The sequence below is a fragment of the Eubacterium ramulus genome (assembly GCF_003122485.1).
Lineage (GTDB): Bacteria > Bacillota > Clostridia > Lachnospirales > Lachnospiraceae > Eubacterium_I > Eubacterium_I ramulus_A.
The window spans coordinates 1-10,294 of the sequence record NZ_JRFU01000036.1; the positions used below are offsets into that span (position 1 = coordinate 1).

The 10,294-nt window shown below is 43.5% G+C and carries 9 protein-coding genes, 1 tRNA gene and 1 pseudogene; 9 read left to right on the plus strand and 2 right to left on the minus strand.

All coding sequences use genetic code 11. The annotated features are described in order from the left end of the window. From LG34_RS03500 to LG34_RS03530, 7 genes and pseudogenes are all read left to right on the plus strand, one after another. Positions 1-358, plus strand: a pseudogene (locus tag LG34_RS03500) (hypothetical protein); the annotation flags it as partial. Between the two features lie 241 nt (positions 359-599). After that, positions 600-1,043 (plus strand): RrF2 family transcriptional regulator, encoded by a 444-nt coding sequence (locus LG34_RS03505; protein ID WP_109214897.1) that lies wholly within the window; start codon positions 600-602, stop codon positions 1,041-1,043. 3 nt (positions 1,044-1,046) lie between these two features. Further along, a complete protein-coding gene (locus LG34_RS03510) occupies positions 1,047-2,120 on the plus strand; it encodes an N-acetylmuramoyl-L-alanine amidase family protein (protein WP_347486607.1) in 1,074 nt (357 codons plus the stop codon). A gap of 82 nt (positions 2,121-2,202) precedes the next feature. After that, a tRNA-Pro gene (locus tag LG34_RS03515) sits at positions 2,203-2,276 on the plus strand. A 361-nt stretch (positions 2,277-2,637) separates the two neighbouring features. Continuing rightward, positions 2,638-4,692 carry a beta-galactosidase gene (locus LG34_RS03520; RefSeq protein WP_109214898.1) on the plus strand — a complete coding sequence of 685 codons (2,055 nt, stop codon included), beginning with the start codon at positions 2,638-2,640 and terminating at the stop codon, positions 4,690-4,692. A gap of 52 nt (positions 4,693-4,744) precedes the next feature. Further along, positions 4,745-5,677 carry a tRNA dihydrouridine synthase gene (locus tag LG34_RS03525; protein ID WP_109214899.1) on the plus strand — a complete coding sequence of 311 codons (933 nt, stop codon included), beginning with the start codon at positions 4,745-4,747 and terminating at the stop codon, positions 5,675-5,677. A gap of 119 nt (positions 5,678-5,796) precedes the next feature. After that, positions 5,797-6,951, plus strand: coding sequence for an FprA family A-type flavoprotein (locus LG34_RS03530; protein WP_109214900.1), 1,155 nt, complete (start codon positions 5,797-5,799; stop codon positions 6,949-6,951). A 125-nt stretch (positions 6,952-7,076) separates the two neighbouring features. Here LG34_RS03530 and LG34_RS03535 read toward each other — a convergent pair whose 3' ends face one another. Both LG34_RS03535 and LG34_RS03540 read right to left on the minus strand, forming a co-directional pair. After that, entirely contained in the window at positions 7,077-7,382 is a 306-nt protein-coding gene (locus tag LG34_RS03535; RefSeq protein ID WP_109214901.1) for an AzlD domain-containing protein, read from the minus strand. Then, on the minus strand, positions 7,372-8,097 hold the full coding sequence (locus LG34_RS03540) for an AzlC family ABC transporter permease (protein WP_109214902.1): 726 nt from the start codon (positions 8,095-8,097) through the stop codon (positions 7,372-7,374). Before LG34_RS03540 ends, LG34_RS03535 begins: the two co-directional genes overlap by 11 nt. Positions 8,098-8,368: 271 nt before the next feature. Here LG34_RS03540 and LG34_RS03545 point away from each other — a divergent pair, with 271 nt between their 5' ends. After that, positions 8,369-9,700: an MATE family efflux transporter gene (locus LG34_RS03545; protein WP_109214903.1), complete on the plus strand. Its 1,332-nt coding sequence runs from the start codon at positions 8,369-8,371 to the stop codon at positions 9,698-9,700. 175 nt (positions 9,701-9,875) lie between these two features. Beyond that, a partial coding sequence (locus LG34_RS03550) for a homoserine O-acetyltransferase/O-succinyltransferase family protein (protein WP_146190184.1) occupies positions 9,876-10,294 on the plus strand: 419 nt, incomplete at its 3' end.

Consider the following 10,294-nt stretch of genomic DNA (forward strand, 5'->3'; position numbering starts at 1 on the left):
AAGCCCCCACTTCAAAATCTGTGATTTAAGTGGTGGGAGCATGTCACAATCAACAGATGGTTATTATTATAATCAGAATGAATTATATATGATTTATAAATTAACTTCTAATAATGGAACATCTGATATAGAGTATTATTATGTGAACTTCCACAACATAATTCAGTACAGTGATGGTTCTCTTTATACAGATATTATGGATTATGATGTTCCAGAGGCGAGCTGGTGGTCAGATGATGAAAGTTTCACGAGCGGAGATAATACATTTGCCGGATATGAGACACTGGATACACTGTTTAACCAGAAAATTGTATCTCTGAAAGCAGAATATAACATTACGGATAATATGAATAACTAAACAACAGAAATATTAAAAAAGAAAAAACTGACAGAGCGTGTGCGTAACGGCATGCGCTTTGTTTTGTTTCAAATTCCCGCCTTGCAAGAATTTGAAAAGTATATTAAAATAAATACTATATATCATGTAGGAATATAATGAAATATAATAAATTTATTTTACAGAATCCATAGGGAAAGGGAAGGTACAGTATTGTATCTATCCTGAACAGCTATGGTATAGATTGCAAGGAGGAAGCAACATGAAAGTATCAACAAAAGGAAGATATGCGCTTCGTCTAATGGTTGACCTTGGGGTCAATGGTGGCGAAGAAAAATATATTTCACTGAAAGACATTTCTGCACGTCAGAATATTTCCATCAAATATCTGGAGCAGATTGTGACACCGCTGCACCGTGCCGGACTGGTGCGTAGCGTTCGTGGTGCACAGGGCGGATATCGTCTCAGCAGAAAAGCAGATAAATATACAGCAGGAGAAATTTTACGTGCGATTGAGGGAAGTTTTGCACCGATCGCGTGTCTGGAAACACCGGAAAACGAGTGTGAGCGTTATCATGACTGTGCGACGGTAGGTTTCTGGGAAGGTATGTATAAAGTTATCTCTGATTATGTAGACAGCGTAACTTTAAAACAGTTGATCGATGAGCATCTGGCAAGACATTGCCCGGGATGCCAGGAAAAATAATATATGATGAAAAAAAGATTAATGGTATTAGCTTTTGCAGGAGTATTGGCAGTGGGACTGTCATCCTGTGGAAAAAAAGAAGTATCTTCCAATCATGTACAGAGTGTTACAAGTGAAACTGGCGCAGAAACAAGCATTTCAGAGGGAGAAACACCGGATCTGTCAGAGGAACAGCCGGAGCAGGTGGAACTTCCGGAATCAGAAGAAGTGCAGGGCGATATATCACAAAATACAGAGGATACACAGACTCAGGAACCGGAACAGGAAGCAACTCAGGACAACAGCAGCCAGGAACCGGCACAGAGTGCACCGGTAAGCTATGCTGACCGTCAGGAGATTTATCTGGATGGAAGCTGGCAGTATGCAGATCATTCAGCGATCCATTCCGGGGCAGCTGTCATGTATAAAGCAAGTGGAAACCGAAAAGGAATCGTTGTTGGTGTCAATGCAGGACATGGAACTTCCGGTGGAAGCAGTGCCAAAACTTTATGCCACCCGGATGGCTCAGCCAAAACAACCGGTGGAAGTACCGAAGCTGGTGCAACGAAAGCAACGGCAGTTTCCGGCGGCATGACATTTAATGATGGTGCAACAGAGAGCAGTGTGACGCTGCGCATGGCAGAAATCCTTCGGGATAAACTGCTGGCAGCAGGTTATGATGTGCTGATGGTGCGGGATGGCTCTGACGTACAGCTTGATAATGTAGCACGAACCGTAATCTGCAATAATGTAGCAGACTGTCATATTTCCTTACATTGGGACGGTGACGGATTAAGCTATGATAAAGGATGCTTTTACATTTCCGTACCGGATGGAATCAAGGGGATGGAGCCGGTGGCTTCTCACTGGAAACAGCACAATGCGCTGGGTGCATCTTTAGTAGATGGACTGCGTGGACAGGGCTGTAAGATCAATGGCGGCGGAAGCATGAGCATTGACCTGACGCAGACATCCTACAGTACAATACCATCTGTCGATATCGAGCTTGGAAATGCATGTTCCGATCACAGTGACGGTACTTTAAATAACCAGGCAGAAGGCTTATTACAGGGAATAAAAAATTATTTTGGAAAATAATGAAAAAAGGTGTTGACAAACAACACCTTTTCCTGTATTATATGTCAAGTAGCGCGGCGGTGCACTACAGAAAACAAAATAACGATGCGTGGCTCAGTTTGGTAGAGCGCTGCGTTCGGGACGCAGAGGTCGCAGGTTCAAATCCTGTCGCATCGACTCTTGGCAGGGGCGCTGGAAAGTCGAAAGGCTTTCCAGTTTTTTTGTGCAGAAAAAAGTTTGGTAGAGTGCTGCGTTCGGGACGCAGAGGGCTCACAAGGTCCTGTGGACCTTGGCTTTGAGCCGACCGAAGCGGAGCGGAGACCGCAGGTTCAAATCCTGTCGCATCGATTCTTGGCAGGGGCGCTGGAAAGTTGAAAGGCTTTCCAGTTTTTTTGTTGTTTTCTACATTCTGAAATGCTATCATGATAGTATCTGACCGAAATGGTTATATTATTATATTAGATGTAAGAAACTGATTTTTCATCTGGTATTATGTGGAAACAAAGAGATGTAATGTATTGAAAAAGGAGAAGCTATTATGAGAGCGGAACAAAATTTCAAATGGGAAAAACTTTCACTGGGTACCTGCTATTACCCGGAGCATTGGGATAAAAAACTGTGGCGTGACGATCTTCGCCGCATGAAAGAAAATGGAATTTTTACCATTCGAATCGCAGAATTTGCATGGAACAAGATTGAACCACGCGAAGGGGAATTTACTTACGAATTTTTTGATGAATTTCTGGATGTGGCAGAAGAGGAACAGATGAAGGTGATCTTTGGCACACCGACAGCGACACCACCAGTCTGGTTGACGGAAAAATATCCGGAAGTATTGAACTGTCGTCTGGATGGCACACCATTTTATCATGGCATGCGCCGCCACTACAATTACAATTCTCCGATTTATCAGGAATTATCCGCCCGGATTGTCAAAAAAGTGGCAAAACATTACGGCAAACGTCCGTGTATCGTGGGCTGGCAGATTGACAATGAGTTAAACTGTGAAGTGGACGAGTTTTATTCCGAGAGCGATACCCTTGCGTTCCGCGAATTTTTGAAGAAAAAATATAAAACACTGGATGCATTGAATGAGGCATGGGGAACCATTGTGTGGAACCAGACTTATACAAACTGGAAAGAGATTTATGTGCCGCGTACGACCGTGCATGATTCCACAAATCCGCATCAGGTGTTAGATTATTATCGTTTTATTTCTGACAGCACGATTCGTTTCTGCAAAATGCAGAGCGATATCATCCGCAAATACAAGAAACCGGAAGATTTCATTACCACAAACGGTATTTTTGGCAATGTGGACAACCACAAGATGGAAGACGAGTGTCTGGATGTTCTGACCTATGATTCCTATCCAAACTTTGCATACTGCCTGATCGAAGATCCAAAACATTCTGATGACCTCAACGACCGGAAATGGAGTAAAAATCTGACAGAAGTGCGTTCCATCTGCCCACATTTTGGTATTATGGAGCAGCAGTCCGGTGCAAACGGCTGGAATACACGAATGGAAGCACCGGCACCGAAACCGGGACAGATGACTTTATGGACCATGCAGAGTATCGCTCACGGCGCTGATTATGTAAGCTTCTTCCGCTGGCGTACCGCAACAGTAGGAACCGAGATCTACTGGCATGGAATTTTAGATTACGACAATCGCTACAACCGTAAACTGGCAGAAGTAAACCGCATCTGGCATCGGGTACAGGCGATTGAAGGCGTGACCGGCGCAGAATACAAAGCAGCATTTGCTTTAGTTAAAGATTATGATAACGTGTGGGATGCACAGCTGGATGTATGGCATGAGCGTCTGATGAAAAAGAGCGAAAAAGAGATTTTCGTGGCAGCACAGCTCAGTCACACACCGATGGATGTTTTCTATTTGAAAGACAGCACCGAACTGGAAGAACTGAAAAAATATCCGGTATTGATTTATCCGCATCCGTTGATTTTGACAAAGAAACGTGCAAAAGTGCTGAAAGAGTATGTAAAAGCAGGTGGAAAACTGATCATCGGCGCGCGTACCGGACAGAAAGACAAACACGGTCATTGCGTGATGGAGCCGATGCCGGGATTACTGACAAATGTAAGCCATACCGATGTAAAAGAATTTACCTTCGTGGGACCGGCAGATGATCCGGTATCCATGGACTGGAATGGTAAAGAGATTGAGACCGGTGTTTTCAATGATATTCTGGCTGCGGCAGGTGATGATGTGGAAGTGCTTGCAAAATACACATCCAATTATTACGCAGGTCGTCCGGCGCTGATCCGCACCAACACACAGCAGGGCTATACATTACACTTTGGCGGAACATTTACCCGTCAGAATGTGACAGAATTTCTGACGTACACTGGTGTGATCGATCCGTGGAAAGAGCTGATCGAGCTGCCGGCTGACTGTGAGATTGCTGTACGTGAGAAAAATGATGCGAAGTATATTTTTGTACTGAATTACAGTAGCGAAAAACAGAATATCACATTAAAAACACGGATGACAGATCTGTATACAACCGCAGAGAGCGAAGGCGAGGTTGCACTGGAGCCGTACGAGACAAAGGTATATCAGATTTAAGAAGCATAACTATTAGAAAACAAATGAGAAGCGTATGGAGTAATATTATAGTATGAATTTATATTTTGCACCGCTGGAGGGAATTGGCGGATATATTTACCGAAATGCACAGGCAGATTATTTTGAAAAAGCAGATAAATATTATTCGCCGTTTCTGGCACCGAACCAAAATCGGAGCATCAGCCCGAAGGAATATAAGGACATTGCGCCGGAGCATAATGAAGACATTATGCTGGTTCCTCAGATCATGGCAAACAATGCGGAGATCTTTTTGAAAGCGGCGCAGGAACTGGAACAGCTGGGATATAAGGAAATAAATCTGAATTTGGGCTGCCCGTCCCGCACAGTGGTGACAAAATACCGGGGCGCAGGATTTTTAGCAAAACCGGATGCACTGGAACAGTTTCTGGAGGAAGTGTACAGTAAGCTCAATATCCGATTGTCTCTAAAAACCCGTTTGGGTATGGAAGATGAGGAAGAATTTGAACATCTGCTGGATATATACAATAAATTTCCGGTGTCAGAACTGATCATTCATCCGAGAGTACAGACGGATTACTACAAAAACACACCGCGGATGGAAAGTTTTCTGAATGCGCTGGAAAAATCAAAAAATCCGGTTGTGTACAATGGAGATATTTTCAATAAAGAGAAATATCAGCAGGTAATGAAACAGATGGATGTTTCTGGCGTAATGCTTGGACGAGGTGTGCTGGCAAATCCAGCATTGTTTGGCGAAATCCGGGGAACTGAGAAACTTTCCAAAGAACGCCTCTGGGAGTTTCACGAACGTTTGCTTGCAGACTATACGCAGGAGATGTCTGGGGAACGAAACGTACTTTTTAAAATGAAGGAACTGTGGTTTTATCTGGCGTGGTCTTTTACAAATACGGAAAAGTACGAGAAAAAGATCCGGAAGGCGCAGCATCTGTCTGATTACAGATTAGTTGTAAAACAATTATTTTTCGAGCAGGAGTTGCGCTAGCTGGCATTTCTGGCTATAATATGAGAAGCAACCCGTAGTAGTTTGGACTAATCCCCTATTATTATCGTGGGAAAAGCCCGTGAGATGAATAAGTAAAAAATTATATGGAGTGTATCGCAATGAAAATTACAGAGGACATTATTTATGTAGGCGTAAATGATCACGAAGTGGATCTGTTTGAAGGACAGTATATCGTTCCGAACGGAATGGCATACAATTCTTATGTGATCCGTGATGAGAAAATCGCCGTTATGGATACCGTAGATGGCAATTTCGGTGAGGAATGGCTGGCAAATATCGAGAACGTGCTGGATGGCGCAACACCGGATTATCTGATTGTTCAGCATATGGAGCCGGATCACGCAGCAAATATCGAAGTATTTGCAGAAAAATATCCGAATGCGCAGATCGTTGGAAATGCAAAGACATTTACCATGATGAAAAACTTCTTCCGTGGACTGAACCTTGACGGAAAAACAGTAGAAGTAAAAAATGGTGAGACCTTAAGCCTTGGAAAACATGAGCTGACATTTGTATTTGCACCGATGGTTCACTGGCCGGAAGTTATGGTAACATACGACAGCACAGATAAAGTCCTGTTCTCCGCAGACGGATTTGGAAAATTCGGCGCATTAGATGTAGAGGAAGATTGGGATGGCGAAGCACGTCGTTACTATATCGGAATCGTTGGAAAATACGGTGCACAGGTGCAGAACCTGCTGAAAGTAGCTGCAACTTTAGATATTCAGATTATCTGCCCGTTACATGGCCCGGTTCTGACAGAAGATCTGGGACATTATATTGAGAAATACAACATCTGGTCCTCTTATGGCGTAGAGTCCGAAGGTGTTATGATCGCATATGCATCTGTTTATGGAAATACAAAAAAAGCAGCAGAGCTGCTGGCTGAGAAGCTGAAAGCAAAAGGCTGCCCGAAAGTAGTTGTATGTGACCTTGCCCGTGAGGATATGGCAGGGGCAGTAGAAGATGCATTCCGTTACGGAAAACTGGTTCTGGCAACTGTAACTTACAATGGGGATGTGTTCCCGTTCATGAAGACATTTATTGAGCATCTGACAGAGCGTAATTATCAGAAACGTACCATTGGTCTGATTGAGAATGGTTCCTGGGCTCCGACAGCTGCCCGTGTGATGACAGGTATGTTTGAGAAGAGCAAAGAGATTACATGGCTTGAGCACTCTGTAAAAATTATGTCTTCTCTGAGTGAGGAAAACGAGAAAGAACTTGACGCTATGGCAGAGGAACTTTTATAGTTTCTTGTAATTAATACATAAGTTAGTGAAAGCGCCAGTCAGACAATCTTACCTCTGCAGCTAACAATCGCTTGCCGAGGAAAGATTGTCTGAGTCCGCTTTCATAATCCTAAAGTATAGCCACATTACAAAAATAATTCCAGCACGAACACTACCACGCAGGACAATACCGCAACCTGAAACAGGCTTCGTCCACACCATGCGAGAATGATTCCGACAATCAGTGCCGCAAGTCCTGCAAGCGGACTGTTTGTCGCTTCCATAATTGCCGGAAACGTCATAACCGCCAGCGTGACATAAGGCACATAATACAGAAACGACCGAATGGTCTTATTTTTGATCTCTTTCCGGATCAGCGTCAACGGCAAAACACGGATCAGGTAGGTCACGGCAAACATGACCAGAATGTAAATATAAATATTATGCTTCATGTTCGTCTTCCTCCTTTACCGGGAACAGCACCGCTGCGATACCTGCAATGACCACGGTCAGAATAATCGTGCGGATACCGGACGAAATATTGGAAATCACCGGTAACCGTGAGAATATGTAGCTGGAAACCATAGAGATGGTGACCAGAGCCGCAATAACCTTGCTTTTTCTTGCTGGCGGAATAATGATAGCAAGAAACATACCATACAATCCGACGCTCAACGCACTGACAATATTTGCCGGAAGGATGTTTCCCATAATGACACCGAAGAATGTTCCAAGACTCCATCCCGGAATTGCCACAGTCATCATACCGTAGTTGTAAAACGGATTCAGTTTTCCAGGTTCTGAGACCGAGACACCGAAAATTTCATCGGTGACATCATAGCCTACCAGCATACGATGTAAAAGCCCGGTTTCCGAAGAAAACTTCTGGCTTAAGGAACAGGACATCAGAAGATAACGTGCATTTGCCACAAGTTCCATTAAAATCATTTCAAAATAAGATCCACCGGCGGCGATAACCGTAAATCCGGCATACTGTCCGGCGGATGCGTTACAGGCAAGACTGGTCAGCATCGCCTGCCAGGCTGTCATACCGGCATTGCGGGCAGTGATTCCCAGTGTAAAGGAAACTGCCAGATATCCGAGACAGATCGGCATACCATTCTTAATCCCTTTCAGGTAATAATATTTGTTTTTCTGTTTATCCATTCATTTATCCCCTTGTAGATTGTGTATACTACATTTTCCCAGAAGTGGATTTTCCCGGTTTTTACCAAAAATTTGTGTAAAAAAGGAAATTATTATCAACTGGACACTATACATTAGTGTAACATTTCACTTGCAATTCGTCCAATAAATCTTTATACTTGCTAAGGTTACCAAAATGTAAGAAATAAGTTGTCGGAGTTGAATTTTATATAATATAAGAAACAACAGTATGAGGGTCTGTCACGACACTCTTGGAAAGGAGTTATGACAAATGGGTAAAACGAAAACATTGACAGAAGGAACCCCTTGGAAACAGATTCTTTTGTTTTCCATCCCTATTTTCTGGGGGAATATTTTTCAGCTATTATATAGTCTGGTAGATACCAAAATTGTTGGAAGTACATTAGGAACGGAAGCACTGGCAGCGGTTGGTTCTGTGTCCACCTTACATACGCTGATGACCGGATTTTTAAATGGTCTGACATTAGGATTTTCCCTGATCACAGCGATGTGCTTTGGTGCTGACAATATGAAACGGCTGAAAAAATCTTTTGCTATGACAATCGAGCTTGGTGTACTGACCACAGCGGTTCTGGTGGTGGTTTTGATGTTTGTATTGCAGCCATTGCTTCATTTGCTGAATGTTCCGGAGGAACAGTTTGCAATGTCTTACGCGTACATCAGCGTGCTGATCGTGGGACTGTTTGCCACGGTTTTGTATAATCTGTGTGCCAATACATTGCGTGCGATCGGAGATTCGCTGACACCGTTATTGTTCCTGATCCTGGCAACGGTCAGCAATATCGGACTGGATTATTTGTTTATTCTTGAATTTCATATGGGAGTTCAGGGAGCGGCGTACGCAACGGTGCTGGCACAGTTAATTTCCGTAGTTTTATGTTTTGTTCGAATTTTCCGGAAATTCCCGATTTTACATTTGCAAAAATCAGATTTTCGACCGGAGAAAGAACTGATTGTGGAAATGTACAAAAGTGGTTTATCTATGGGATTAATGTCCTGCCTGGTAAGCATCGGAACGATCATGCTGCAGTCTGCCATCAACACCTTTGGTACGACAGTGATCGTGGCACATACCGCGGCGCGAAAAGTATTTGAGATCATGTCCCTTCCGATGAGCGTGCTTGGCTCTGCTATGGCGACTTACTGCGGACAAAATTACGGTGCAAAGCGTTTTGACCGGATTCGTCAGGGAATACGGGCATCTTTGCTGATTGCGGCAATCTGGAGCGTGGCAGTTTTTATTATCTGTCATACGGTGGAAGGTGCGCTGATCCGGTTTGTGGCAAGTACCACGGATGCGGAGGTAATCTACTGGGGAAGCATGTATTTGAAAGTAGATATGTCCTTTATTATCGTGTGCGGTGTGATCGTGATTTTGCGAAATTCCATGCAGGGATTTGGAGACCGCGTGATTCCGGTATTTTCCAGCTGCATTGAGCTTGCGGGAAAAATTATTTTTGCCTTTGTATTTGCGCCGGTGTTTGCATACTGGGGCATTATCTGGGCTGAGCCGGTGGTGTGGATCGCTATGGTAATCCCACTGATCGTAAAAGTGGTACATACATTAAAGAAGGAAATATAAATTCTTTTGTGGGCATGATCATCCTCTAAACATCTGTGATACATGAACTATGAAAAAAATAAGTGTTGATTTATTTATGGATAACAGATAGAATAGAACTATCTGCGGGGACTCAAAGGAGAGTTCTACAAGATTCAAAGGAGAATCTTGAAACTAGAAAAAGGAGGAAAAGGATATGCCGATTAAAATACCGGATTCACTGCCAGCTACAGCCGTTCTTGAAAGCGAGAATATTTTTGTTATGACGGAGTACCGGGCGATGCATCAGGATATCCGTCCTCTGAATGTACTGATTCTGAATCTGATGCCGACCAAGGTGGTTACAGAGAATCAGCTACTTCGGAAACTTTCAAATACGCCGCTTCAGATTAAGGTAGAATTTCTGCAGACTGCGAGCTATACGCCACAACATGTGGATACGCAGCATATGGAGTCTTTCTACACGACATTTGAGCAGGTAAAGGATCGATGGTTCGACGGACTTATTATCACAGGAGCTCCGTTGGCATTTGTGCCGTATGAGAAAGTACATTATTGGAAAGAACTTTGCACCATTATGGACTGGGCAAAGACACATGTACACTCAACGATGCA